We start from the raw sequence: 26,779 nt of genomic DNA on the forward strand, positions 1-26,779 counted from the left end.
ATGGGCCACGTCTTCCGCCGCTCCAGTGGGCGGGGATGGAGACTGCGCCAACGCAGCATGGCCCTTTGGCCGCAGTGGATTCAGGCACTGAAAGCCTGGGTGCCCGCGCTGACCCTGCATCAAGGTCTGATCCAGATCGCAGAAGATGCCGACGCCTTCGCGCGGATGACAGCGCTGGCGGAACAGCGCCAGAGCCTGGGTCTGCGCGCTCTCCTTCCCCAAGAGATCACCGACATCTGGAGGGGTGCCGAGCACGGAGGGTTGTTATCCCCGCTCGACGGTCGCCTCGATCCGCTGCTGCTCCAGACCGCGTTGCGGGCAGCCCTCGCCGCCAGCACAGCAACCTGTCTGGCTCAGCCCGTCACCGAACTGCAGCGCGAGCACCAGGGCTGGACTCTGACCACCGCTGGAGGAGACCGCAGCAGCCACGACACGGTGGTGATCTGTACCGCCCTGGCCAGCGCCGAACTGTTGGAGCCCCTGGGTCACAGCCGTCCGATGACCCCCGTGCTCGGCCAGGCCCTCCGCTTGCAAATCACCAACGCCACGGCTGATTGGACGTCCTGGCCTGGCGTTCTGGTGGACCAGGGATTCAATCTGATTCCCGATGGTTGCGGCCAGCTCTGGCTTGGAGCCACCGTTGAACCGGGAGCTGCCGCCGCATCGGATCCGTTAGCTCTGATGCGCACCCTCAACAACCGCGCCCCGGCCTGGTTGCGCGATGCAGAGCCGATTGAACACTGGAGCGGCCTGAGGGCACGGCCCGTGGATCGCCCGGCCCCCCTGCTGGAGGAACTGGAGCCTGGATTAATCCTGGCCACGGGTCACTACCGCAACGGTGTGCTGCTCACACCGGCCACAGCCGAATGGGTCGCCAGCTCCGTGGCGAAGGCATAAAAAAAAGGGACCCTTTCGGGCCCCTCGGAACAATCCGTTCAGCGGATCATTTGGATTCGGTGAACTCAGCGTCGATGACGTCATCGGCGGCCGATGAACCAGCGGCTCCGGCCGCGGCATCCGCACCGGCATCAGCGCCGGGGGCTCCGGCTGCAGCACCTTCCTGCTGATACACCGAGGCACCCACGGTGTAGAGCTCCTGCTGCAGTTCCTCCAGCAGGGTCTTCATCGCGTCGTAGTCATCCTTTTCGGTGGCTTCCTTGAGCTTGAGGCGCTTCTCCTCCAGCTTGGCCTTGGCGTCAGCATCGACCTTGTCGCCCAGTTCGCCCATCTGCTTTTCAGCCTGATAGACGAGGGTTTCAGCCTGGTTCTTCAGGTCGATCTTTTCGCGCTTCTCCTTGTCAGCGCTGGCGTTGGCTTCCGCATCCTTCACCATCTTGTCGACCTCGGAATCCGAGAGGGTCGAGGCGCCGGTGATGGAGATGGACTGCTCCTTGCCGCTGCCCTTGTCCTTGGCGGTGACGCTGAGGATGCCGTTGGCATCGATATCGAAGGTCACTTCGATCTGGGGCACGCCACGGGGAGCGGCAGGGATGCCATCGAGGCGGAAGGTTCCGAGCGATTTGTTATCGGACGCCATCTCGCGCTCACCCTGGAGCACGTGGATCTCCACGTTGGTCTGTCCATCCACAGCCGTGGAGTAGGTCTCCGACTTCTTGGTCGGCACCGTGGTGTTGCGGCTGATCATCTTGGTCATCACGCCACCGAGGGTTTCGACACCCAGGGACAGCGGAGTGACGTCCAGCAGCAGGATGTCCTTGACCTCACCGGCCAGCACACCGCCCTGGATGGCGGCACCAACCGCGACGACTTCGTCGGGGTTGACGGTCTGGTTGGGGTCTTTACCGGTGATGCGCTTCACCAGCTCCAGCACAGCCGGAATGCGGGTGGAACCACCCACCATCACGATCTCGTCCAACTCGCCGGAGGAGAGCTTGGCGTCCTTGAGCGCCTGCTCCACGGGCATGGCGCAGCGGTCAATCAGCTTGGAGGCCAGTTCCTCGAACTTGGCGCGGGTCAAGGTGAGATCCAGGTGCTTCGGACCTTCAGGGGTTGCCGTGATGAACGGCAAGTTGATCTCGCTCTGAGTGGCATTGGACAGCTCAACCTTGGCCTTCTCAGCGGCCTCAGTCAGACGCTGCAGAGCCTGCTTGTCCTGACGCAGATCGATGCCTTCGTTGGATTTGAAGGTCTCGGCCAGATGATCAACGATCACCTTGTCGAAGTCGTCACCGCCGAGGTGGGTGTCACCAGCAGTGGAGAGCACCTCAAACACGCCGTCGCCAACTTCCAGGACGGACACGTCGAAGGTGCCGCCACCCAGGTCGAACACCAGGATGCGCTCGTTGCTCTTCTTGTCGAGGCCGTAGGCCAGGGCCGCCGCGGTGGGCTCGTTGATGATGCGCAGCACCTCAAGACCGGCAATCTTGCCGGCGTCCTTGGTGGCCTGACGCTGGGAGTCGTTGAAATAAGCGGGAACGGTGATCACCGCCTGGGTGACGGTCTCGCCGAGGTACTTACCGGCGTCTTCCGCCAACTTGCGCAGCACCTGCGCCGACACCTCTTCCGGGGCGAACTGCTTGTCGAGAACCGGGCACTTCACCTTGACGTTGGAGCCGGCCTTCTCGACGCCGTAGCTCACTTCCTTCGACTCCTCATTCACCTCATCGACCCGACGGCCGATGAAGCGCTTGACGGAATAAAAGGTGTTATCCGGGTTCATGACCGCCTGGCGCTTGGCGATCTGACCGACCAGCTGATCCTGGTTCTTGGTGTAAGCAACCACGGAGGGCGTGGTGCGGAAGCCCTCGGCGTTCGCGATGACGGTGGGCTTGCCACCCTCCATCACGGAAACGCAGCTGTTCGTGGTGCCAAGGTCAATGCCGACAACCTTGCCCATAAGTGCCCACCTCCTGAAATGGTGATCTGAGTGAGCACATCTTCATCAGCAGACCCCGAGACAGGCGAGGTGGGGTTCCCGAACAGGCAGGCTGGGTAAGCGATCCGGCGACCTGATGATCAACGGTGGGACAGGGCTGGTGGGGCTGCTGGGTCACCCGGTGAAGCACTCGCTTTCACCGGTGATGCACAACGCGGCACTGCAGGCGATGGAACGCAACTGGCGCTATTTGGCCCTGCCCTGCTCCGAAGAACGGCTGGCGGCTGTGCTCGAAGGCCTGCACGCCGTCGGCTGCCATGGGCTCAATGTGACCATCCCCCACAAGCAGACGGTGGCCGCCCTCTGCAGAGATCTCAGTCCCCTGGCCCAGCGCCTGGGCGCTGTGAACACGCTGATTCCTCGGGACGACGGTGGTTGGCATGGCCACAACACCGATGTGGAGGGATTTCTGGCACCACTGGGGGCCCGCGACAACTGGGCGGGACGTCATGCGGTTGTGATCGGCTATGGCGGCAGTGCCAAAGCCGTCGTCGCCGGGCTCCAGAGCCTCAACCTGGCCACAATCACCCTGGTGGGGCGACGGGCCACCGGGCTGGACGGCTTCCTCAAGGGCATGGCCACGGCCGACGCTCCCTTGCGCAGCTGTTTGGACAGCGATCCGGCGCTGACCACCGCCATCGCCCATGCCGATCTGATCGTGAACACCACCCCGGTGGGGATGAACCAACACGACGAGGCAGGAGCCATTCCTCTCGGGAAAGAGCTCTGGACGCAGCTGCCCACGCAGGCCACCCTCTATGACCTGATTTACACCCCAAGGCCAACCCCCTGGCTGCAATACGGGCACGGCCGCGGCCATCGCTGCATCGATGGATTGGAGATGCTGGTGCAGCAGGGAGCAGCGTCCCTCCGTCTGTGGAGCCACAGCGACACAGTGCCTGTCGAAACCATGCGCAGCGCCGCTGAAGCTGCACTCAAGCCCTAGCGTCCAAGCAGCAGCAGGCTGAGTGCATGGAGATTCCCGTCTGGCAACGCGTCCTCGGACTGCTGATTTATTTGATGCCCTGGAGTGACGCCATTCGCTTTGGCATGGGGATCAACGGACTGTTCGAACAGATCCCCATGCTGCGTCTGCTGATCTATCCAGCCTTGCCCTTCCTTGCCCTCAATCAGCTCGATCGTTTCGGCCTGGGCGGATTGCTGTTGTTCTTCGTGCTGCTGTTCGCCGTTGTCCGCAACGCCGAGGTGCCTTATTTCATTCGCTTCAACACCCTGCAGGCCCTGCTGATCAACATCGTGTTGATCGCACTCAGCTTCGCCATCAACGGGATCCTGGCGCCGATGCTGCCCGGCAGCCTCTTGTTCAACACCTTGAACAGCGCAGTGTTACTCGCGGTTCTCGCCATCTGGATCTTCGCAACGATCGAATGCGTGCGGGGTCGCGAAGCCGATCTGCCCGGGATCAGTTCAGCGGTGCGCATGCAGCTGTACTGAGAGGGGGGCCCCTTGGGGGGATAAGGTGTTGGATCCGTCGCTCACTTCGGTGAGCCTGAAGTCCCCGTCGGCGCAGCCCATGACGCTCGAGCCTTATTACGAGACCATGTACATCCTCCGTCCGGATATTCCGGAAGAGGAAGTCGAAAGCCATGTGACCAAGTACCGCGACATGCTCGTGGAAGCTGGTGCTGAGGTTCTCGACAACCAGATGCGCGGCAAGCGCCGTCTGGCTTATCCCATCGATAAGCACAAGGAAGGCATCTACGTTCAGCTGAGCCACAACGGCGACGGCCAACACGTGGCTGTCCTTGAAAAGGCCATGCGTCTCAGCGAAGACGTGATTCGCTATCTGACCGTTAAGCAGGACGGTCCTCTGCCTGCGCCCCGCGTGGTGCCCGGCAGTGAAGCAGCTCCTCAGCAACAACCCGCTGAAACCGCTGCATCAGCTGACTGATCAGCGTTGTGAGATCCATGGGCGGGCGATAGCGTCCACCCATGGATCAGTCACCAGACAACTATCAGGCACCCGAGCCCGCTTGGAACGAACGTCATGGCGACGTCGAGGTGATTCGGTTGCTGAAAAGCAGAATTGTTGAGCTCGAAGCAGAGAACAAGGCCTATCAAGACCTGTTAGCGGATCTTCCCGACCTGTTCGAACGCAAATTTCAACGGCGCCTGGAACCGCTGATGGAGCGTTATCGCCTGCTCGCAGAACAGGTCAATGCAGCGGAGATCAATGCACCCGAACCGGCGCAGCAACCTCTGTTAGACCCAGCACCGGACAACGTCGTGCGTTTTCCAGTGCTGAGACTTCCACGCTTTCTGCAGAAGCAACGCCGATCAGGATGAACGTCGCTGGGATGCAGACCAGAGACGGGTTGGCAGTCCCCAGACGTAAATGAATCCTTCTGCCGCTCGGTGATCGAACTGATCTTCGCTGCCATAGGAGGCCATGGCAGGGACATAAAGGCTGCTGGTGTCTGAAGCACGGCCGGTCACCGTGGCGGTTCCCTTATTCAGTCGCAGCCGGACCACACCATTGACGTGTTGCTGCGTGCGGTCCATGAAGCCATCGAGCGCGTCCTTGAGGGGACCAAACCAGAGGCCCTGATACACAAGATCAGCCCACTGCATCTCCAACTGACGCTTGCTGCGCAGGACATCGGCGGCCAACGTGAGGCTCTCCAGCTCCTGGTGGGCCTGAATCAACAGGAGAAGACCAGGGGTTTCGTAGATCTCACGGCTCTTGATGCCGACCACCCGGTTCTCGATCATGTCGAGACGGCCAATGCCATGGGTTCCAGCTAAACGATTCGCCTCTCGGATCAGGGCCACGGGATCCAGGCGCTGACCATTGATGGCCACGGGATTTCCACCCTCAAAGCGGATCTCGACCTCATCAGGGGCATCGGGGCTGTCAGCCACCGAACGGGTCATCGCGAAAACCTCCTCAGGAGGAGCCACCATGGGGTCCTCAAGGGGTCCGGCCTCGATGCTCCGACCCAGCAGGTTGAGATCGATCGAATAGGGCGACTTCTTGCTCACCGGTGCTGGGATGCCACAACGCTCGCCGTAAGCGATCGTTTCTTCCCGGCTCATCCCCCATTCCCTGGCTGGGGTCAGCACCTTCAGATCAGGGGCCAGAGCAGCGATCGCCACGTCAAAACGCACCTGATCGTTGCCCTTGCCCGTGCAACCGTGGGCCACTGCATCCGCACCGACCTCACGGGCCACCTCCACCAGACGGCGAGCGATCAGCGGACGAGCCAGGGCCGTGGAGAGGGGGTAACGGCCCTCGTACAGAGCATTGGCTCGGATCGCAGGGAACGCAAAGTCCTTAATGAAAGGCTCGATCAGGTCACCAACCAGCGACTGGCTGGCGCCGGCCTCCAGGGCCTTGAGGCGGATCGGCTCCAGCTCATCCCCCTGACCCAGGTCAGCGGCAAAGGTGATCACCTCCTCGACGCCCCACTCCTCCTTCAGGTAAGGAATGCAGACGCTGGTATCCACTCCACCGGAATAGGCGAGCACGACCTTCTTCGCACGGCCCATCAACGGGTCTCCTGATCTCAATCGGGAGATTCTCGCTCCCCATGGTCCTGCGCACCAAGCAACCACATGGCAAAGCCGATTGCGGGGGCAAGAACCAGGGCCAGAACGAGCAGCCAAGGCGCCTGCAGCGGATCCGGCTGACGCAGACCCCATCCATGCAATCCGGCACTCACCGCAAGGGAGCACAGCCAGATGGCTAGAAGCGCTTGAACTTTGGTCAAGGCCCGGTCATCAGCTGTTGCCTATAGTGATGGATTGCACCGTGGTCCCAAGGATGAGCGCGCTCGTCGATTTGAATGCCTTGGACAGCGTCAATCCGTCGCTGACCCGCTTTGGGCGCAAGGATCCGGCGCCGGTACTTCCCTTGCGAGAAGAGCCCGATCTGCTCAGTTGGCTGGAAGCCAGCGGCCGTCTGGTGGCGGACGAGGATTCGGATTCAGCCGAAGTGAGCACCGTTGAGGAGGAGGAACTCTCCGCACTCATGGGCGAGAAGGAGGATTACAACAACGCCGACGAACAGAACGAAGAGCAGTGGGAAGACTGATTCCCCTGGGGATGTTCAGCGTCCACTGAGTCACGTCAGCTCGCCTAAGGTCCGTCGGCGCGACGTTGAAGCCGGTGACGGCGAGCTCGGTAGGACTTCAAACCAAGTGGTGGCAGCAGGGTTCCCTCACGGCAATCCTGCTCAGCCTCACTGTGCTGGCCGCAGGCCTGGCCAGTGACAAATGGGTGGCGAATTCCCAGTTGACGCTGCCGCTGCTGATCGCCTTCGTCAGCACTTTGGTGGTTGCCGCCCTTGGAATTCCCCGCCTGCGTGCCTTGAAAATGGGCCAGGTGATCCGCGAGGAGGGTCCGGAAGGACACCAGGCGAAATCAGGGACGCCCACCATGGGTGGACTGTTGGTTGTGCCGGTGGGAGCGATCGTCGGCTGTCTGATCAGCCTGGACGGGGAGAGTGCCAACCAACTCCTCGCCGTTGCAGCCGTCACGCTGGCCTACATGGTGATTGGCGGCTTCGATGACTGGCGCAGCCTGACCCGACAGACCAACACAGGGCTGACCCCCAAGGGCAAACTGCTGCTCCAGGCCTTGGCTGCAGCGGTTTTCCTGGGAGTTGCCGCCAGCCAAGGTTGGATCAACCAGAGCATCAGCCTGCCGCAGGGCATTCAGATCCCCCTCGGCCCCCTGATCTGGCCCCTGGGACTGTTCGTCTTTTTGGCTGAAAGCAATGCCACCAACCTGACCGATGGTCTCGACGGCCTGGCCAGCGGTTGCGGTGCACTGGTGTTCACCGGCCTTGGTCTGCAGTTGATGCTCAGAGGTCACAGCGGTGATCCGGCTCTGGCCGGGTTCTGCCTGGCGATGGCGGGAGCCTGGCTGGGTTTTCTCGCCCACAACCGCCACCCAGCCCGAGCCTTCATGGGCGACACGGGATCTCTCGCCATGGGCGCCGCCCTGACTGCCGTCGCCTTGCTGTCCGACAGCCTCTGGCCCCTGCTGGTCATGGGTGGGGTGTTCCTCGCGGAATCCCTCTCCGTGATCATCCAGGTATGGGTGTTCAAAGCCACCAAAAATGCAGACGGTGTTGGGCGTCGGGTGTTCCGAATGGCACCCCTCCATCACCACTTCGAACTCGGCGGAACCAGTGAACGAACGGTGGTGCCATGCTTTTGGCTCGTCACGACCGGGCTCGTGCTGCTTGGTCTGTTCCTCCGTCCAATCAGCTGACAGCGATGACCTACTTCACTTGGCGAGAAGCCGGACTCACCACCGACTGTGCGAGCCTCGAATCCATGGCTGCTCGCTTCGAAGAATCGGCCAGCCTGATGCGCCGCATGGCTGCGGAAGGGTTTCAGCTCGAACGCCATGGCTCGGAACAACGCATCACCCATCCCGACCCGTCCACCTTTGAGGCCTGGGGTTTCATCAGTGAAGAACCACCTGTGAAACAACTGACCCTGATCCCCGACCCCAACCCTTAGATGTCGATCGACGACCTGCTTCAGACCACGTCCGAGCTGCTGTCAGCAGCAGCAGCCGATCCCGACAGAGTGCTCAAGTGGGTCCTGATCTACTTCGGCGTCTCCTCCCTGGGCTTCATGGGGGTGTGGTTGATCGGTTACATCCGGGACATGCGGCGAGGCTGACGCCAACGGCAAGACCAGGCTCCGGGGTGTCGGATGATGCCACCCAGATGGCACCGACCCATGGCCGCATTTCCAAGGACAGTGCTGCTGCTCGGCAGTGGTGAACTCGGCAAGGAAGTGGTGATTGCGGCCCAACGGCTGGGTTGCCGCGTGGTCGCCTGTGATCGCTACCCAGGTGCTCCTGCCATGCAGGTGGCTGACGTGGCCGAAGTGTTTCCGATGACGGATGCCGACGCCCTGCTCAACGTGGTGCGCCGCCATCGTCCAGATGTGGTGATTCCTGAAATCGAAGCCCTGGCCGTCGGTGCCCTCGCTGATCTGGAGCAGGACGGCATCACGGTGATTCCAACGGCCCGTGCGACGGCCGTCACCATGAACCGTGATCGCATCCGCGACTTGGCTGCCTCGGAACTGGGATTGCGGACAGCGCGATTCGCCTATGCCGCCAGCGCTGAAGAGCTGCACCGTGCCGCCGAACCCCTCGGCTGGCCCGTGGTGGTGAAACCGGTGATGAGTTCATCCGGGAAAGGTCAGAGCGTGGTGCGCGGCCCGGAGGAATTGGCTGCAGCCTGGGACGCGGCGATGGCCAATGCCAGGGGAACCTCTGCGCGGGTGATCGTTGAGGAATTTCTCCACTTTGACCTTGAAATCACCCTGCTCACCATCCGTCAGCGCCAGGGAGACACGCTGTTCTGTGCACCGATCGGCCATGAGCAGGAACGCGGGGATTACCAATGCAGTTGGCAACCAGCCCAACTCAGCACCAGTCAGTTGGAACAGGCACAGGCCATGGCCCGGACCGTGACCGACAACCTCGGCGGCGCAGGTCTCTTCGGTGTTGAGTTCTTTCTCTGTGGCGACGAAGTTGTGTTCTCAGAACTGTCACCACGGCCCCATGACACCGGTTTGGTCACACTAATCAGCCAGAACCTGAGTGAATTCGAACTGCACCTGCGAGCGGTGCTCGGCTTGCCGATCCCAAGCTTCAGCACAGCAAAAGCCTCGGCCAGTCGCGTGATCCTTGCGGATCGCTCCCTGGAAAGCGTGCAATACGAAGGTGTTGAACAAGCCCTCGACAACCCCGACACCCAGGTGCTGCTCTTCGGCAAGCCGAATGCACGGCCAGGCCGACGCATGGGGGTTGCCCTCGCCAAAGCCGAAACCATTGAGGCGGCCCGGGCGCAGGCCGACCGGGCCGCGGCCTGCATCAGCGTGGTGGCAGGCTCAACGCAGGCCTGAAAACCGATAGTGGCTGAGACCATCCAACACACCAGCCACCCCCGGCTTGGCGGAGACATAAACGCGGTGATGGTGACGCTGACGCTCAAGGCTGAGGTCATGGTCGGACGGCACCACAGCAGCGGGAAGCCCTTCCAGTAATTCGCCATCCCCCTGTTGGCTGGCGACGATTAACACCTGATCGAAGCGAAGCTTCCAACGCAGGGCGAGATGACGGATCGCTTCACTGCGGGAGGCCCGGCGGGGCAGAACATCCAGGTACCAATGGCAGCGCAGTTTCGGATGGGCATGGAGACCACGTCGTCGCAGCCGACTACGCACCATCGACACCACCTGGGGATCACTCTCTCGCAGGAGATAGCTGACCTTGAACGGACCCTGATGCGCAGGATCCTGCTCGCTGAAGTAGTCCTGCAAATCGTCCAGGGCCTCCACCACCACATCACGGTCCCAGTCCTGAGCAATCTGCTGCTGCCAGAGGGTGTCGTATTCGAGCTCAGCACCGACATGGATCTCGGAGCCGGCACGGGTCAGCCAGACCTGGGGATCCGGCAAGTGCAACTCGGCATAACGCTGGCGGGCCTGCGCCAGGGAGCGACCACTGTGAATCGCCAGAGCCTCCTCGGTTCCACAGCCCTCTTGATTGAGGCGATGCCGAAGATCAGACAACCAACGACCTTCGACGGTCTCCAAGGTGCTGTCCAGATCCAGCACCAACAAGCGGGAAAGCTGTGGTGACGGGACAGCCGTCCCCCCATCGATGCTCTGCAGAGTGACCTGTCGCTGGCAGAGCTCCTGCATGACGCCGAGATAGCGACAGACATGGGCATCCCAACTGAAATGACGACTGACGGCCTCGACACCGTTGTCACTCCACCTCGCCCAGCGCTTGCGATCAGCTCCGGCTCGCTCTAGGGCGTCCTGCAGGGCATCGGAATCGGTGACATCCGCCAGAACACCGTTCTCGCAGCGGGCCTGAATATCTCGCGGGCCTCCATCGTCCGTCGCCACCATCGGCAAGCCGCACGCCGCGGCCTCCAGCAAGGTGAGTCCAAATGGCTCGGTGAGAGCTGGATTGACGAACAATCCCCCGAGATGGGTGGCCCAGCGGTACAAGGCTGGAATCTGATCACCACTGTGATGTTTGGGATAAGCAACCGAGCCATAGAGGTCGTAACGATCGACCAGGTCGAACACCTCTTGGAGAACGTCGCGCTGTTGTTTTTCCAGCTGGCGTGAATCCCCACGACAGCCCATGACCAGCACAAGGTTGTGCCGCTGCCGCAACACCGATGAGCGCCCATAGGCTTCGACCAAGGCCGGAATGTTCTTGCGGCGCACGGCCCTGGAAATCGCCAGCAGTGGCGGGCGATCAGGTTCTCTCAGGAACGGAAGCAGCAGGTTGTGGACATCGGAGCGTTCCGTGACGCTGCCCCGTGGATGAAAACGAATGGCATCGACACCGGGGGGCACCACCTGGGCGCGATCGGAGGAGAAATGGCCATAACGGGAATACTGATGATCCACCTCCTGACGGGTGCTGGTGATCACCAGGTCTGCCTGCGCCAGGACCTGTTCCTCAGCCTCAATGCGACGCGACATGGCGTAGGTCGTCTCGAGCTGATGACGGTCGACACCGGCTTCCAACAACCGACGTTGCTTCTCACGCCCAAGCGAGTGACCGGTGAAGACCAATGGAATACCAAGCCGCTGGCTGACCAAGGCACCGACAAAGCCGGCATCGGCGTAGTGGGCATGAATCCAGTCGACCTGGTTGCCCGGTTGACGGAGATGGAGCACCAGCTGATCGGCCAACTCCTCGAGATGGGGCCAGAGCAGCTCCTTTCTCAGGTAACGCCGGGGTCCAAAGGGAAAGCGCAGGATCCGAGCACCTGGAGCAATCGACTCTTCGGAACGGCTGTACTCGGCTGAAAGCTTGCGATCAAAGATCTGACGCGTCACCACGTCCACCTGATCCACCTCGGACCGCAGCGCCAAACTGCGCGCCAGCTCAAGGACATACAGGGTCTGACCACCGGTATCAGCATCGCGACCCAACTCAAGATCGTGGGATCGGAACAGACCATGCAAATGCAAATGCAGCAGACGCAACCCCACTCCGACGACCTCACCAACAAAAGAGCGATGCGGTTAGCACCACTGCCCTCTTAGGTGCAATCGACTGGCCTAAAGATAAAGAAAAGAGTGAGAATTCAACAAATCAAACCAACATTTTTCGCTCAAACCCATTCCAAATACAGCACTTCTCAGGGCTGAACCAGCCAACGATCAAGACCACTCAACGTGAACAATCAACACTGATTTAAAGCGAATCGGTGACATCAACCAGACGAACCTGCTCATCACCCCAACCACCGGCACGGAAGCCGCGGTCCGGATCAACACCGAGCTGTTCATTGAGCCAGCTCAACAACAGCGGACCAATGGTCGCCGGCTCCGGCTCATCACGAAAACTGCGCAAGCTGAAGTGATCAGCCCCCTCGGCCAGCACCAACCGATGTCCACCGCTCGCTGCACCGCTATCGCGCATCGGCTGAAGGGCCTCAGGGCCAGGTGGAACCACCCAGTCCCGCGTTCCGCTCACCAGCAGCACCTTGGCCGACAGTGAGGTCACACTCGCCGGATCAAACAGCAATCGCAATGGAGGGCTGACGGCAACAACGGCACGGACACGGGGATCAGCCGCATTGGCTTTGGCCACGCCAGACAGCCAACTGCATTGAAGAACCCAGCTCAGATTGCCTTCCGGATCACGGAGATTGCCGCAGCGTGACTTCATCTTGACCTCAGTCGGAACTCCCCCAGCCAATTGAAGGCTCGTTGTTCCACCCCAGGAGTGACCGATCACGGCAACCGACTCGGTGTTCAGGTTGCTGCCGGGTAAGAGCCGACCCGCCGCGACCGCATCCAACAAGGACGACACATCCACTGGTCGTTTCTGCAATTCCTCCGGACCTGGCGGCGGACGGTCACCGGACAACATCGCCTGCTGCTGGCTGAAATCACTGCCGGGATGGTCGGGCATCAAAACCGTGTAGCCATTGGCAGCCAACAGTTCGGCCCAACCCTCAAACGATTCCGGGTCATCCCACAGCCCGTGGGAAATCACCACCAATCGACCATTGGTCTCAGCCGACGGCAGCAACAAAAGACCCTGAAGCGGCTGCGAACGATGGGACACCGACAGCTGAAAACGCTGCCGTTTCCATCCCCCCCGAGGCCGCTGTCGCAGGGACGCTGACACCGAAGCAGCGGGACGCGTCTTCGCCAGAACCACTGCCGACTCCTGGTTTGTCTTCAGACGGTCCGCATAGAACCCCAACACAGAAAGATCGATGGAGGCTTCATCACCGGGCATTTCACGCAACAACCCCAGGACGGTGGCCTGGCCGTTGGCTTCGGCACGGGTGAGCGCATCGGTGAGCATGCGACCGCTGGAATCTGACTCGATCCCTTCGAGCTGAACCAAGCTGGTGGCCGCAAGCAACGCTTGTTCCAGCAGGGGTTGACCGCTGGACCCTTCCAGGAACGCCTTGGTCTCCACCGGTAAGGGAGCCATGAAGATTTTCTGGAGCAGGGCACCCAGGCGACCACCGCTGACCTCCTGCAGATCGCGCAGATCCGGGCTGGAACGGATCAGGCTTTGCGCATCGGATGCCTCCCCAAGATTGAGGGTGATGCTCGTGTCGAGGGCAGGCATCTTGAGCACCAGTCGCTCGAGAGCCGAGGCCGGACCGGCACTGAGCAGAACACTGCCGAGAACAGCAGCCAGACGAACGGAGATCGAAATCATCAGGCTGCGATTGCGACGGGAACTTCAGGTGGATGCTGCTCCAAAACACGTTGGAGATAACGACCCGTGTGACTGGTCGGATGTTGGGCGACCTCCTCAGGCGTACCTGTGACCAGAACTTCGCCGCCCTTATCACCCCCTTCAGGACCGAGATCAATGATCCAGTCGGAACAACGGATCACATCCAGGTTGTGCTCAATGCAAATAATCGAGTTGCCTTTATCCACCAGGCGCTGCATCACATCCATCAGTTTGTGCACGTCGTAGAAGCTGAGACCGGTCGTGGGCTCATCAATCAGATACAGCGTCTTCCCTGTGGCGCGTCGGGACAATTCCGTCGCCAGCTTCACCCGTTGGGCTTCACCACCGGAGAGGGTGGGAGCCGGTTGACCCAACTTCACGTAGCCGAGGCCGACATCCACCAAGGTGCGCAGCCGATCAGCGGCCTGCGGAATCGCTGAGAACACATCAGCAGCCTGTTCCACCGTCATCTGCAGAACATCGGCGATGGTGTAGCCCTTGTATTTGACCTGCAGTGTTTCACGGTTAAAACGAGCCCCTTTACAGACATCGCACTGCACGTAGACATCGGGCAGAAAATTCATCTCGATCACATTCACACCTTGACCACGACAGGCTTCGCAGCGACCTCCCTTGACGTTGAAGCTGAACTGACCGACCTGGTAACCACGGGCCTTGGCCTCAACCGTTGCTGCAAAAACCTGACGAATCGGGTCAAATGCGCCCGTGTACGTGGCGGGGTTCGAGCGTGGCGTCCGACCAATCGGTGACTGATCGATCACGATCACCTTGTCGATCGATTTGATCCCCCGCAGCTCACCCAGGCCCGCTGGAAATGGAACTTTGAGCCCAAGGCCATTTTCCAAGGCCGGGTGGAGCAATTCATTCACCAAGGTGCTCTTGCCACTGCCACTCACACCGGTGACCGACACAAGCCGACCCAGGGGGAATTCAACGGAAACGTTTCTGAGATTGTTGCGATTGCAGTCGATCAGCTGAAGCCTGCGCGATCCACTGTTCCGACGTTCAGCGGGGGTGGGAATCGAACGACGCCCACTGAGATAGGCACCGGTCAGTGACGCGTCGCTCTGGACCAAATCATCAAAAGATCCCTGCGCCACGATGTGGCCGCCATGGACACCGGCTCCGGGACCGATGTCCACCACATGGTCAGCCGCCCGAATCGTGTCCTCGTCGTGTTCAACCACCACCAAGGTGTTGCCCAGATCACGCAACCGCATCAGGGTGCTGAGCAAGCGGTCGTTATCCCGCTGATGCAGTCCGATGCTCGGCTCATCGAGCACGTAGAGAACGCCCGTCAAACCAGCACCGATCTGGGTCGCAAGACGGATCCGCTGCGCTTCACCCCCCGAGAGCGTCATCGCAGGACGATCCAGACTCAGATAATCAAGACCCACATCCAGCAGGAAACGCAGCCGCAGCCGGATCTCCCTCAACACCAGATCACCGATCTGAATCTGACGGGGGTTGAGCAGAGGTTGTGCCCCCTCATAGGAGCCCACACCCATCAGCTGCTCAATGCGATCCAGGGTCTGACCAACACTGACGGCCGTGAGCTCGGGGATATGGAAAGGACCCACCTTGACGGCAAGAGCTTCCGGTCGCAGCCGTTGACCGGCGCAGGCCTCACAGGGCACCAGCTCGAGATATTTCTCTAATTTCTGGCGCTGGGACTCGCCACTGGCATCCCTGAGCTGACGCTCAAGAATGGGAAGGATGCCCTCAAAGGGTCGCTCGTAACTGCCTTTGCCCTTCCGGTAACGGCTGTCCGCTTGGATCAGAATTGGGTCACGACTGCCATGCAACAGCACATCACGCTGTTCATCGGTGAGTTGGTTCCATGGGGTCTTGATCTCGAAGCCGAAGGCTTCACCGACCGAATACAGCAACGAGAAGTAGTAGCTGTTGTCTTTTTCAGCCCAAGGCGCAACGGCGGAATAGACCGGCTGGGTTGGATCCGGAATCACCCGATCCACCGTGAACTTGCGCAGGTGGCCGATGCCATGGCATGCCTCGCAGGCGCCATAGGGGCTGTTGAAGGAGAACAACCTGGGTGACAGCTCTTCCATCACCGCCCCGTGCACAGGGCAGGCAAAATTCTCTGAATAGAGACGCTCACGATCCACCCCGTCCGGAAGCTCTTCACCCTTCTTGGGCACCACTTCCACAAGGGCCAGGCCATCGCCGCGTTTCAGGGCGGTTCTGAGTGAATCGGTCAAGCGTTCCTGGATGCCCTCCCGAGCCACAAGCCGGTCGACCACCACCTCAATGTTGTGGCTGTGGTTCTTGTCCAGCTCAATGTTGTCCGAGAGCTCGCGCACCTCACCGTTGATGCGCACCCGAGCAAAGCCTTCGGCCGCCAACCCGTTGATCAGCTTGGCGTGGGTGCCTTTTTTGCCACGCACCACCGGTGCCAGCAATTGGTAACGGGTTGCCTCAGGCAGCAACAGAATCTGATCGACCATCTCGTCGATGCTCTGAGGCTTGATGGAGCGCCCACATTTGGGGCAATGGGGCTCACCGGCGCGACCGAACAGCAAGCGCAGGTAATCCTGAATCTCCGTGACGGTTCCCACCGTCGAGCGAGGGTTATGGCTGGTGGATTTCTGATCGATCGAAATCGCCGGCGACAACCCCTCAATGGCGTCCACATCCGGCTTGTCCACCTGGCCAAGGAACTGACGGGCGTAGGCCGAGAGACTCTCGACATAACGACGCTGCCCTTCGGCAAAGATCGTGTCGAAGGCCAGCGAACTCTTGCCGCTTCCGCTCACCCCAGTGAAGACAACCAGCTTGTTGCGGGGGATCGTGACGTCAACATCCTTGAGGTTGTGTTGGCGGGCACCTCGGACCCGAATGACATCCTCGTCGTGGCGGCCTGGCTGATGCAGGGTTATGTCGCTCTGATCAGAGCCCTTGGCAGCCGCTCGCCCCATGACGCTCCGATTGAAAGCACAAAATCTTAAGAAGAACCCAGAGGATCAGGCGCTCGTCTGGTCCAGCAAGCTGGCCGCATAGGCCTCGGCCTGATCGCCACCGGCCAGATCCGCAAGTTCCTGACGGCGATCTTGAGTGTCCCGCAGTCGGGACACTCGCGAGCGGGTGACCCCATCACTGACCTCCTTGCTGACCTTGAAATGGTGATCAGCCACAGCGGCCACCAGGGGCTGATGGGTCACACAGAACACTTGTCGCTTCTCTGCCAGTGCGCGTAGCACCTCTCCCATCGCTCCGCTGACACGCCCGCTCACCCCCGCATCGATTTCATCGAACAAGAGCGTGCTGGAACCATCCACAGCGGCCAGGGTTGTTTTCAAAGCCAGGAGAAAGCGAGACATTTCGCCCCCAGAGGCCACCTCCGTGAGCGGAGCCAAGGGCTGACCAGGATTCGCGGAAAAGAGAAAGCGCACCCGATCGGCACCATGCTCGGCGGGCTCGACGGGCTCCAGTTCAACCTCAAAACGGACATGGGTCAGCCCCATGGGAGGCAGCAAGGCCAGCAGGGCGCACTGAACATGGTGGGCTGCTTTCAAACGCTGCTCATGCAAGCCCGCATTGGCCAGATCCCGCGCCAGGCGCTGGTCCTGTTCGATCTGACGCAACCGCTCGAGATCAGCAGCAAAGCCACCATCTCCCAATCGCTGACGCAGTTGATCACGGAGGGCAATCAAGCCGGAAACGTCAAGGTCATGGCGTCGCTGAAGGCGCTTGAGCTCGGCCAAACGCTCCTGAATGTGATCCAGATGGTCAGGGTCACTCTCGAGCGACTGTCCGTAATGGTCGAGGGAACGCAGCAAGGCATCCACACCTGCCTCCAAATCCAGGGCCTGATCTTTCAGCGGCTCCAGGGATCCATCCAACACAGCCATCGACTGCAACTCCTGGATGGCGGCCGCGAAATGCTCTTGCAAGGACGGGGCCTGATCGGCACCATCACGCAGCCGTCCAAACAGAACGCCAAGGCCTTCCTGCAGACGAACACCATGGACCAAACGGTCCTGCTCGAGCTCCAGCTGCTGCTGTTCCCCGGGGTCGTCCAATCCCGCCCGTTCCAACTGTTCAAGCAACTGCTCCTGTTCGTCCCGCAGCTGTTCGGAACGTTCGCGTTCGCGTTCACAGGCCTGAAGTGACGCCGCTGACTCCCGCCAGCTCTGCCAACACCGCGCCACCTCCTCCTGACGTTCCAACAGATCAGCACCGCCCAGTCGATCCAACCAATGACGTTGCTGGCCCGGACGAGACAACTGCTGCGTCTGCCCCTGCACGGTGAGATCAATCAGAAGCGGCCGTAACTCCAGCAATTGCTGACGGTTGACTGACACGCCATTAATTCGCGAACGGCTCAGAAAACGATCGTCTGACCCTTCCTGCCGCCGCCATTCCCGACTGACGAGCAGCTCCTCAACACCATCGAGATCAAAGTCTTCGTCGAGCAGCCACTGCCGCACCGCGGCCGTGAGGTCAAAACTGGCTTCAATCCGCGCTCGATCCGATCCCCCGCGCAGCAGGCGAACTCCCGCCGCCGCCTGAGCACCCCCAAGCACGGCATCCAATGCATCCAAAAGGATGGATTTCCCGGCACCGGTCTCACCGGTTAATACCGTGAATCCAGGCTGAAAACTCAGATCCAGACTGTCGATCAGCGCGATGTTCTGCAGTTGCAGACCGATCAGCACGTTGGTTCCCGGTGGTGACGCCGACCGTAGCGACGGCATGCGTCGTTTAGAAGGGGGGTCAATGCACCCCTAAACAATGGCGGCGGAGCTCGGGGATTTCATCGAAGCGGCCGGTCTGCTCGAGTACGACCCTGCCGCCATTACCCGGATCTACGCCGGGCATCCGCAACGCTTAATTCGACGGCTCTGGCAAACCCTTGTTCCCATCGGCCTCTTGCTGCTGGGCGTCGGCTTCGACTGGATCTTTCAACTGCTGAAGGACGAGGAACGGGCCCGGGGGAGGGCCAGGGAATGCGCGGAGCTGCTGGTCGACCTCGGCCCTGCCTTCATCAAAGCCGGACAGGCCTTGTCCACCAGACCAGACATCGTGCCGCCGCTGTTGCTGGAGGAACTCTCCCAACTGCAGGACCAACTGCCTGGCTTTGACAGCGATCTCGCCATGGCCTGCATCGAGGAAGACCTGGGGTCTCCCGTCGATGAGCTCTACGCCGAACTGGAACGCGATCCAATTTCAGCGGCCTCCCTCGGCCAGGTGCACCGCGGCGTCCTTAAGGACGGCCAGAAAGTCGCCGTCAAAGTTCAACGCCCCGGACTGCGCGAACAAATCACCCTTGATCTCTACATCGTCCGCAATATCGCGGCGTGGCTGAACACGAACATCGGTCTCATCCGCAGCGACCTCGTCGCACTGATCGACGAACTGGGACGTCGGGTGTTCGAAGAGATGGATTACATCAATGAAGCGGATAACGCCGAAAAGTTCCGGGATCTGCACCGCCATAACCCCCGCATTGCGGTTCCGGCGATCTACCGCGAGATCACCAGTCGACGGGTGCTCACCATGGAGTGGATCGACGGGGTCAAACTCACCAACCTCGACGCCGTCCGAGACCTCGGCATCGATCCTGACGACATGGTGGAGGTGGGGGTGAACTGCAGCCTCCAACAGCTGCTGGAACATGGTTTTTTCCACGCTGATCCGCACCCGGGAAATCTTCTGGCTCTAAAGGATGGCCGGTTGTGTTATCTGGACTTCGGGATGATGAGCGAAGTCAGTCGCGACTCCCGAACAGGACTGATTCAAGCGGTGGTTCATCTGGTGAACCGTAATTTCGGCAAGCTGTCCAAGGACTTCGTCACGCTTGGGTTCCTCGCCGAGGACGTGAACCTGGAACCGATTGTTCCAGCCTTCGAAAAAGTGTTCAGCCAGGCCCTTCAAGCCGGGGTGAATCGGATGGATTTCAAAGCTGTCACCGACGACATGTCAGGTGTGATGTACAAATTTCCTTTCCGTGTCCCTCCCTATTACGCCCTGATCATTCGTTCTCTCGTGACGCTGGAAGGCATCGCTCTGAGTGTGGATCCAGAGTTCAAAATCCTCGGCGCGGCCTACCCCTACTTCGCCAGGCGGTTGATGGAAGATCCCGACCCTCAATTGCGACAGAGCCTGAAAGAGATGCTCTTCGACGGCGATGCCTTCCGTTGGACACGGCTGGAAAACCTGGTCTCCAGCGCCGCAAGTCAGGCGCAGCTCGACCTCGACACCCTGCTGGACCAACTCCTGGATTTTCTGTTCTCGGCACGGAACGGTTTGCTTCGCGATCAATTGGTGGATACCGCCGTCACCCGACTGGACGCGATCGGCTGGTCCACGGTGCAGCGCCTCAGCCAGCGCCTGCCACTGCCCCGCCGCTTGCAACCCAAAGCCTTCGGAACCAACGCACGCTCCTCCTCCGATCCATTGCTGGAACTGGAACCGATTCGCCAACTGATTCAGGTGCTGCAATCCCTGCCTGGCTTCACGCCGGATCTGCTGCTGAAACGCTTGCCACGGGTGCTGAACGAACCGGATGCCCGCCGAATGGGACTGCAGGTGGCCCAAGGATTGGCCGAACGGGGAGTTGTCCGATTGGTTCGGGTGGCTGCTGGAGTTCCCGCCTAGGTTCCCACCATTGCGAAATTCTGTGCTCGTGAGCTCTGGTGATCGTCGACGCCGGTGTCTAGTGGCCATCACGGCGATGGGACTCAGCTTTGGGGCCCTGGGAACACCCGCGCTTGCTGCGGACAATGTCGCCCTGGTGAGTGGGGCATTTCGCCGTTCGATCCCGGTCAAAGACATTGAGCATCTGGCAACGACCGGTGAACCGGTGGGGCTGCTCAAAAACCTGCTGGAGATCTCAGGACAAAATCCAGAGGATGTCTCTGAGCTTTTAAACAAGGAAATCAGCCTTCCTTTAGTGCTCACCAGCCGCCTGATCAACACCCGGATCGGCGAAGCGATCATCCGGCGAGTGGCACGGATTCTGTATCCAATCAGCACCGACGCCCCCTCGGTCAGCGTGCCGGCGATCCGTGCTGCCGTGATCAATGGACTCCATGACAACGACGGATCACTGACGGCCATCGGTTTCCTGAAGGCCTATCCCAACTCCACCCTGGCGATCAACATTCCGGCACTGACCGCTGTGATCGAAAAAGCAGAATCCATCGCAGGCTTGGTGAACTTCTTCTCCGACTCTCCACTGGATGGATTAAAGGAAAGCCAACCCTGACGCCTAGATTCCGGCTCATCACGCCATCCAGCTGGTGACCCTGCTTCAGAACCTCCGTCGGCGCTTTGCTCCCAGTCCTGTCATGCAGGACTGGCCAGGCCTGATTGAGGCCTATAGGACGTGGCTCCCCGTCACCAGCAAAACCCCGGTCATCACGCTGCGAGAAGGAGCGACACCCCTCATCCCCGTGCCATCCGTCGCAGAACGCATCGGCAAGGGCGTGAAGGTGTACGTGAAATACGACGGTCTGAATCCCACCGGCTCCTTCAAGGACCGAGGCATGACCATGGCGATCAGCAAGGCCAAGGAAGACGGTTGTGAAGCGGTGATTTGTGCCAGCACAGGCAACACCAGTGCTGCGGCCGCGGCCTACGCCCGCCGGGGCGGCATGCGGGCCTTCGTTCTGATTCCGGACGGCTACGTCGCCCAAGGAAAACTGGCTCAGGCCTTGGTCTATGGCGCTGAAGTCCTCGCCATTCGCGGGAACTTCGACCGTGCCCTCGACATCGTCCGAGAAGCAGCGGATCAATATCCGGTGACGTTGGTGAATTCGGTGAACCCCTACCGCTTGCAGGGTCAGAAGACCGCTGCATTCGAAATCATCGATGCCCTGGGTGAAGCCCCGGACTGGCTGTGTATTCCCATGGGCAACGCCGGCAACATCACCGCGTACTGGATGGGATTCCAGGAATATCAAAACGCGGGCCGCTGCCGCACACTGCCTCGAATGATGGGATTCCAAGCCAGTGGATCAGCACCTCTGGTCAACGACACCACCGTCAGCGATCCGGAGACGATCGCCACCGCGATTCGAATCGGCAACCCGGTGAACCGCGCCAAAGCAGTCGCAGCACGGGCCGCCAGCAAAGGAGCCTTCCTCGATGTCACAGATGCCGAAATTATCGAGGCGTACAAACTGCTCGGCGGCCAAGAAGGAATCTTCTGTGAACCGGCGAGTGCCGCGTCGGTTGCCGGCCTGATCAAGCGCAAGGACGAGGTGCCTGCCGGAGCAACGGTGGTGTGTGTCCTCACGGGCAACGGCCTCAAAGATCCCGATTGCGCCATCAACAACAACGATGCCGCCTTCCATACCGACTTGAACCCGGATCTGGCCACCGTCGCCAACGTGATGGGCTTCTAGACACCCCGCCGAGACCAAAACCCGCAGGACCCGCCGCCCCCGCAAGGGGGCTTTTTGATGGCAAGACCCCCACAAACGGTCCAATCAACCCAAAAAGTGTCTGCGGACAACCCCCTGAAACACCCCCCACAACCTGGGGAGAACCGCCGGCAATGCGGCCCTTGATCTCCGACCCCGTTCTCCCCATCCTGGGAAAAGTGGAAAGCAACTGTTTTCCTCACAACGTGGAAAGCACTTTCCTCAGCCCCGTTGATCGAAAACAGCGCTCAGGCGAAGGGGTCTGGGGTGTTTTCCACCGTTTCCACAGAGCCTTCTACGACTGTTGTTTGTTCTTTTTTTTAGTTCTTTAGAACAGAACAGCCGAAAGCAGATCCGAACAAAAGCACCGTTGCGCTTGCCCTGAGCCTGTGAAACGGTGGGTTGCCGTTATCCCTTCAGGCCTCAGCGCGATGAAAGTGGTCTGCTCTCAGTCCGAGCTGAATGGAGCTCTCCAGCTCGTGAGTCGTGCTGTGGCAACCCGGCCAACACATCCGGTGTTAGCCAATGTTTTGCTGACCGCTGATGCCGGCAGCGGACGCTTGAGCCTGACTGGATTTGATCTCAACCTCGGCATCCAAACGTCGCTGCCCGCCAATGTGGAAAGCAGTGGTGCCATCACCCTGCCAGCGCGTCTGCTTGGCGAGATCGTCTCGCGACTCTCCAGTGATTCCCCACTCACCCTTGCGACCGCCGATGGCGGTGAGCAAGTGCAACTCACCAGCCTGAGCGGCAATTACCAGATGCGGGGCATGCCCGCTGACGACTACCCCGATCTGCCGATGGTGGAAAGCGGTACGACCTTGAAACTTCAAGCCACGGCTCTGGTCCAAGCTTTAAAAGGCACTCTGTTTGCCAGTAGTAACGATGAAGCCAAGCAGTTGCTGACCGGCGTTCATCTCAGCTTCCGCAACAGAACCGTCGAAGCCGCGGCAACCGATGGACACCGTTTGGCGGTGCTGGAAGTCGAAGACGCCCTTCAAGACGAACCGCTTTCCACAGCCGTGGGGGATTCAAGCGATGGTGCTGCCGGTTTCGCCGTCACGCTCCCATCACGCTCCCTCCGGGAAGTGGAACGTTTGGTGGCTGGCTGGCGTTCCGAGGAACCGGTCAGCCTGTTCTGTGATCGCGGCCAGGTGGTGTTTCTCGCCGCCGACCAAATGGTGACGAGTCGCACCCTGGAAGGCACCTACCCCAACTATCGCCAGCTGATTCCCGACGGCTTCACCCGGACGTTCGCGCTCGATCGTCGTGGACTTGTGGCTGCCCTCGAACGCATCGCCGTTCTCGCGGATCAGCACAACAATGTCGTCAAATTCAGCAGCCAGCCCGAAGATGGTCTGGTCCAGCTCACCGCTGATGCCCAGGATGTCGGCAGTGGTTCGGAATCTCTGGCGGCGGTCTTGACCGGGGAAGCCACCGAAATTGCGTTCAACGTGCGTTATTTGCTTGATGGCCTCAAAGCAATGGGTTGCGATCGGGTTGTGCTGCACTGCAATACACCCACCACTCCAGCGATCCTGAAGTCTGAGGACGACACTGAAACGTTCACCTATCTGGTGATGCCCGTGCAGATTCGCTCCTGACCGTGGGTTCCTCCGATCAGCTGTTGCTCAGTGATCTTCTGCAGCACACCGTGCGCTGTGATCTGGGTCTGGATCATGGTCCGGGTGTGATGGCCTGGATGCACCCTCCGGTGCATCGCCTGCTCGGTTGGGTGAGTCGCCCATCGGCGTTGCGCATGACCCGTGAGGTCTGGCGTTTGGATCAGTGCTGTGGTTTCACCGACGATCAGGTGTTTGTCCGCGGCGAACCCGCGGTCACCGACCCGACCACGCTTGATCGCTTGCCGACGTTGCTCAATGCTGAGCTTTTGGATCGCCATGGCGAGCGGCTGGGGGCCGTGGCGGATTTGGTGTTTGACCCGACCTCGGGAGACATTCAGCACTACCTCGTGTCCCGCAGTGACCCCCGGCTTCCGGGGACGTCGCGCTGGCGTCTGACCCCCGATCGCATCGTCGACCAGCAGCCAGGGGTGGTCTCCACCGGACTGGACGGTCTCGATGATCTGCCCTTGTCCCGCTCCAGTGTCCGTCAGGATCTTTTGCAACGCACCCAGCGTTGGCGGGATCAGCTCCGGGACATCGGTGATCGTGCTGGTGATCGCTTGGAGGGTTGGTTGGATGAACCCCCCTGGGATGAGCCCAGTGAACCCAGCTGGCAAGACTCCGCTGAGCCCCCGCCCCAACGTCGTCCCCCAGCGCCGTCCTCGGATCAGGTGGATCCTTTGGATGATTGGGATGATCAACTCTGGGACGAGCAGCAACAGCGTCGTTCCAGATCGCGCGACGAGGATCCCTGGGTCTGAGGAGCGTGCCCTCCGTCGGCAAGACTGGCTACAGGTGCATCACTGGTTGTGGTTTCCTCTGCTGACGCGGTTGGGTATGACGTTGCTTCAGCCCTCAAGCAGGAAGGGCTGAAGCCCAGAGATTGGGATGAGATTTGCCGTCGGTTGGGTCGCGAGCCCAATCGTGCGGAATTGGGGATGTTCGGGGTGATGTGGTCCGAACACTGCTGTTATCGCAACTCCAGACCGCTGTTGAGTGGCTTCCCCACCGAGGGGCCTCGGATCCTGGTGGGCCCTGGTGAAAATGCCGGGGTGGTTGATCTCGGCGACGGCCATCGCCTGGCGTTCAAGATCGAGAGCCATAACCATCCATCGGCTGTTGAACCGTTTCAGGGAGCAGCCACCGGTGTCGGTGGGATTCTTCGCGACATCTTCACGATGGGCGCCCGGCCGATCGCGCTGCTGAATGCCCTGCGTTTCGGGCCGCTGGAGGATCCAACCAATGTTGGCTTGATCGAAGGGGTTGTGGCCGGGATCGCCCATTACGGCAACTGCGTCGGGGTGCCGACGGTGGGTGGTGAAGTGGCCTTTGACCCCTCCTATTCCGGCAATCCCCTGGTCAATGCCATGGCGCTGGGCCTGATGGAAACCGATGAAATCGTCAAATCAGGAGCGATCGGTGTCGGCAATCCGGTGGTGTACGTGGGCAGTACAACCGGCCGTGATGGCATGGGTGGTGCCAGCTTTGCCAGTGCGGAACTCAGCGCGGATTCCCTCGATGATCGCCCCGCGGTTCAGGTCGGTGATCCATTCCTGGAAAAGGGATTGATTGAGGCTTGTCTCGAAGCCTTTGCCAGTGGTGATGTGGTCGCCGCCCAGGACATGGGGGCCGCCGGTCTCACCTGTAGCTGCTCGGAAATGGCCGCCAAGGGTGGGCTCGGGGTTGAGCTGGATCTCGACCGTGTTCCCGCCAGAGAGGCGGGGATGACGGCTTATGAGTTCCTGTTGTCCGAGTCCCAGGAGCGGATGCTGTTCGTGGTCAAATCCGGCCGCGAAGAACCCCTGATGGATCGCTTCCGGCGTTGGGGATTGCAGGCAGCTGTGGTGGGTCGTGTTTTGGAGGAACCGGTGGTGCGGGTGCTGCATCACGGTTCCGTTGCCGCTGAGGTTCCGGCCACGGCTCTCGCCGATGACACGCCGATCGAATGCCATGAACTCTTGAAGGAGCCGCCGGAACACCTGCAGAAACTGTGGACCTGGCAGGAGGATCAACTCACGCCTCTGGCTGATCCGGGCGATGCCCTGTTGCGGTTGCTCGACGATCCCACCATCGCCAGCAAGCGTTGGGTGCACCGTCAGTACGACCAGCAGGTGCTGGCCAACACCGTGGTGTCATCTGGGGCGGCCGATGCCGCTGTTGTGCGTCTGCGTCCGCAGCAGGGAGCGGATGCCATGACCACCGTCACGCGAGGGGTGGCGGCCACGGTCGATTGCCCGAACCGATGGGTGGCGCTTGATCCCGAGCGTGGCTCCATGGCGGCCGTCGCTGAAGCTGCTCGCAACCTCAGCTGTGTGGGTGCGGAACCGCTCGCGATCACCGACAACCTGAATTTTCCCTCACCGGAAACTCCCATCGGGTATTGGCAGTTGGCGATGGCCTGCCGTGGAATTTCGGAGGCTTGCCGGGCTTTGAACACGCCGGTGACCGGAGGGAATGTCTCCCTCTACAACGAAACCCGTCGGGATGATGGGACGCTTCAACCCATTCACCCCACCCCTGTGGTGGGCATGGTTGGCCTTGTCGATGACATCCGCACCGTTGTGGGCCTGGGCTGGCGTCAGCCCGGGGATCAGGTGGTGCTGCTGGGAGTGCCTCCCCAGGAGGACGGTGATGATCGCCTTGGACTGGCTGGGAGTAGTTATCAGCAGCTGGTTCAGGGCGATCTCGCCGGTCGTCCTCCGCGGGTTGACTTGGCCCTTGAGCAGGCGGTGCAGGGGTTGGTCCGACGGGCGATCGCCGATGGTCTGATCGCTTCAGCACACGACAGCAGCGATGGCGGATTGGCCGTGGCCCTTGCGGAATCCAGCATTGCCTCCGGGTTGGGTGTGACCCTGGAGCTCATGGCGTCGACGTCACGGTTGGAGCGTGTGTTGTTCGCCGAAGGAGGGGCTCGGATTGTGGTGTCCGTGAAGGCTGAGCAGGTCGCTGCCTGGCAGGCCTTACTGGCCGAGATGCCGGATGTGCCAGCCACCGATCTTGGTCGGGTCAGTGAGCACGCTCAGCTCCAGATCCGTTGCGGTGACGGACCGGAACTCAAGGTGCCGGTGCCCGCGTTGCAACGGGCCCACACTGAAGCTCTGCCCCGTCGCCTGGCGTGA

Annotated in this window: 23 protein-coding genes; 16 read left to right on the plus strand and 7 right to left on the minus strand. The window is 60.7% G+C overall.

Annotation, left to right across the window (positions count from 1 at the left end; all coding sequences use genetic code 11):
• Positions 1–897 (plus strand): NAD(P)/FAD-dependent oxidoreductase (locus ACGVKB_RS08825; RefSeq protein ID WP_392351204.1); only part of this gene is annotated, 897 nt, incomplete at its 5' end.
• A gap of 46 nt (positions 898–943) precedes the next feature.
• Here ACGVKB_RS08825 and dnaK read toward each other — a convergent pair.
• Entirely contained in the window at positions 944–2,857 is a 1,914-nt protein-coding gene (gene dnaK / locus ACGVKB_RS08830; RefSeq protein WP_392351206.1) for a molecular chaperone DnaK, read from the minus strand.
• A gap of 115 nt (positions 2,858–2,972) precedes the next feature.
• On the opposite strand from dnaK, the gene ACGVKB_RS08835 reads away from it, so the two are divergent.
• The 4 genes from ACGVKB_RS08835 (at position 2,973) to ACGVKB_RS08850 (ending at position 5,203) form a co-directional block, all read left to right on the plus strand.
• Complete coding sequence (locus ACGVKB_RS08835; RefSeq protein WP_392351208.1) at positions 2,973–3,842, plus strand: shikimate dehydrogenase; 870 nt, start codon at positions 2,973–2,975, stop codon at positions 3,840–3,842.
• Positions 3,843–3,868: 26 nt separating this feature from the next.
• Positions 3,869–4,351, plus strand: a complete 483-nt coding sequence (locus ACGVKB_RS08840; RefSeq protein WP_392351210.1) for a Tic20 family protein — start codon at positions 3,869–3,871, stop codon at positions 4,349–4,351.
• Between the two features lie 79 nt (positions 4,352–4,430).
• A complete protein-coding gene (gene rpsF, locus ACGVKB_RS08845) occupies positions 4,431–4,808 on the plus strand; it encodes a 30S ribosomal protein S6 (protein ID WP_392351212.1) in 378 nt (125 codons plus the stop codon).
• 41 nt (positions 4,809–4,849) lie between these two features.
• Positions 4,850–5,203: a hypothetical protein gene (locus ACGVKB_RS08850; RefSeq protein WP_392351214.1), complete on the plus strand. Its 354-nt coding sequence runs from the start codon at positions 4,850–4,852 to the stop codon at positions 5,201–5,203.
• Here the strand turns inward: ACGVKB_RS08850 and ACGVKB_RS08855 are convergent.
• Positions 5,195–6,406 carry an argininosuccinate synthase gene (locus ACGVKB_RS08855; protein ID WP_392351216.1) on the minus strand — a complete coding sequence of 404 codons (1,212 nt, stop codon included), beginning with the start codon at positions 6,404–6,406 and terminating at the stop codon, positions 5,195–5,197. The genes ACGVKB_RS08850 and ACGVKB_RS08855 overlap by 9 nt on opposite strands.
• A 17-nt stretch (positions 6,407–6,423) precedes the next feature.
• Positions 6,424–6,627 carry a hypothetical protein gene (locus tag ACGVKB_RS08860; RefSeq protein WP_392351218.1) on the minus strand — a complete coding sequence of 68 codons (204 nt, stop codon included), beginning with the start codon at positions 6,625–6,627 and terminating at the stop codon, positions 6,424–6,426.
• A 53-nt stretch (positions 6,628–6,680) separates the two neighbouring features.
• Between ACGVKB_RS08860 and ACGVKB_RS08865 the strand changes: the two genes are divergently transcribed.
• From ACGVKB_RS08865 to purT, 5 genes are all read left to right on the plus strand, one after another.
• Positions 6,681–6,950: a DUF3134 family protein gene (locus ACGVKB_RS08865; RefSeq protein WP_392351220.1), complete on the plus strand. Its 270-nt coding sequence runs from the start codon at positions 6,681–6,683 to the stop codon at positions 6,948–6,950.
• A 74-nt stretch (positions 6,951–7,024) separates the two neighbouring features.
• A complete protein-coding gene (mraY, locus tag ACGVKB_RS08870) occupies positions 7,025–8,134 on the plus strand; it encodes a phospho-N-acetylmuramoyl-pentapeptide-transferase (protein ID WP_392351222.1) in 1,110 nt (369 codons plus the stop codon).
• A gap of 5 nt (positions 8,135–8,139) precedes the next feature.
• Positions 8,140–8,388 carry a hypothetical protein gene (locus ACGVKB_RS08875; RefSeq protein WP_392351224.1) on the plus strand — a complete coding sequence of 83 codons (249 nt, stop codon included), beginning with the start codon at positions 8,140–8,142 and terminating at the stop codon, positions 8,386–8,388.
• On the plus strand, positions 8,389–8,553 hold the full coding sequence (locus tag ACGVKB_RS08880; protein ID WP_392351226.1) for a hypothetical protein: 165 nt from the start codon (positions 8,389–8,391) through the stop codon (positions 8,551–8,553). It abuts the gene before it with no gap.
• Between the two features lie 60 nt (positions 8,554–8,613).
• Positions 8,614–9,792, plus strand: coding sequence for a formate-dependent phosphoribosylglycinamide formyltransferase (gene purT, locus ACGVKB_RS08885; protein WP_392351228.1), 1,179 nt, complete (start codon positions 8,614–8,616; stop codon positions 9,790–9,792).
• On the opposite strand, the gene ACGVKB_RS08890 is transcribed toward purT, so the two are convergent.
• The 4 genes from ACGVKB_RS08890 to recN all read right to left on the minus strand — a co-directional run bounded on the left by ACGVKB_RS08890 (position 9,778) and on the right by recN (position 18,324).
• Entirely contained in the window at positions 9,778–11,910 is a 2,133-nt protein-coding gene (locus tag ACGVKB_RS08890) for an HAD family hydrolase (protein ID WP_392351230.1), read from the minus strand. The two genes, purT and ACGVKB_RS08890, sit on opposite strands and share 15 nt — an antisense overlap.
• A 205-nt stretch (positions 11,911–12,115) precedes the next feature.
• The gene (locus ACGVKB_RS08895; RefSeq protein WP_392351232.1) at positions 12,116–13,606 is read right to left on the minus strand and encodes an alpha/beta fold hydrolase; all 1,491 of its coding nucleotides are present in this window, start codon (positions 13,604–13,606) and stop codon (positions 12,116–12,118) included.
• Positions 13,606–16,584 carry an excinuclease ABC subunit UvrA gene (gene uvrA / locus ACGVKB_RS08900; RefSeq protein ID WP_392351234.1) on the minus strand — a complete coding sequence of 993 codons (2,979 nt, stop codon included), beginning with the start codon at positions 16,582–16,584 and terminating at the stop codon, positions 13,606–13,608. Before uvrA ends, ACGVKB_RS08895 begins: the two co-directional genes overlap by 1 nt.
• A 45-nt stretch (positions 16,585–16,629) precedes the next feature.
• A complete protein-coding gene (gene recN / locus ACGVKB_RS08905) occupies positions 16,630–18,324 on the minus strand; it encodes a DNA repair protein RecN (protein ID WP_392351270.1) in 1,695 nt (564 codons plus the stop codon).
• A gap of 76 nt (positions 18,325–18,400) precedes the next feature.
• Here recN and ACGVKB_RS08910 point away from each other — a divergent pair, with 76 nt between their 5' ends.
• The 6 genes from ACGVKB_RS08910 (at position 18,401) to purL (ending at position 26,779) form a co-directional block, all read left to right on the plus strand.
• Positions 18,401–20,266 (plus strand): ABC1 kinase family protein, encoded by a 1,866-nt coding sequence (locus tag ACGVKB_RS08910; protein ID WP_392351236.1) that lies wholly within the window; start codon positions 18,401–18,403, stop codon positions 20,264–20,266.
• 76 nt (positions 20,267–20,342) lie between these two features.
• Positions 20,343–20,876 carry an alpha/beta hydrolase gene (locus tag ACGVKB_RS08915; protein ID WP_392351238.1) on the plus strand — a complete coding sequence of 178 codons (534 nt, stop codon included), beginning with the start codon at positions 20,343–20,345 and terminating at the stop codon, positions 20,874–20,876.
• An 82-nt stretch (positions 20,877–20,958) separates the two neighbouring features.
• Entirely contained in the window at positions 20,959–22,017 is a 1,059-nt protein-coding gene (gene thrC, locus ACGVKB_RS08920) for a threonine synthase (protein WP_392351272.1), read from the plus strand.
• Between the two features lie 449 nt (positions 22,018–22,466).
• Complete coding sequence (dnaN, locus tag ACGVKB_RS08925) at positions 22,467–23,639, plus strand: DNA polymerase III subunit beta (RefSeq protein ID WP_392351274.1); 1,173 nt, start codon at positions 22,467–22,469, stop codon at positions 23,637–23,639.
• Positions 23,640–23,641: 2 nt separating this feature from the next.
• Positions 23,642–24,421: an RNA methyltransferase gene (locus tag ACGVKB_RS08930; protein WP_392351240.1), complete on the plus strand. Its 780-nt coding sequence runs from the start codon at positions 23,642–23,644 to the stop codon at positions 24,419–24,421.
• Positions 24,422–24,469: 48 nt separating this feature from the next.
• Positions 24,470–26,779 carry a phosphoribosylformylglycinamidine synthase subunit PurL gene (gene purL / locus ACGVKB_RS08935; RefSeq protein ID WP_392351242.1) on the plus strand — a complete coding sequence of 770 codons (2,310 nt, stop codon included), beginning with the start codon at positions 24,470–24,472 and terminating at the stop codon, positions 26,777–26,779.

The sequence above is a fragment of the Parasynechococcus sp. genome (assembly GCF_042954325.1).
Taxonomy (GTDB): domain Bacteria; phylum Cyanobacteriota; class Cyanobacteriia; order PCC-6307; family Cyanobiaceae; genus Parasynechococcus.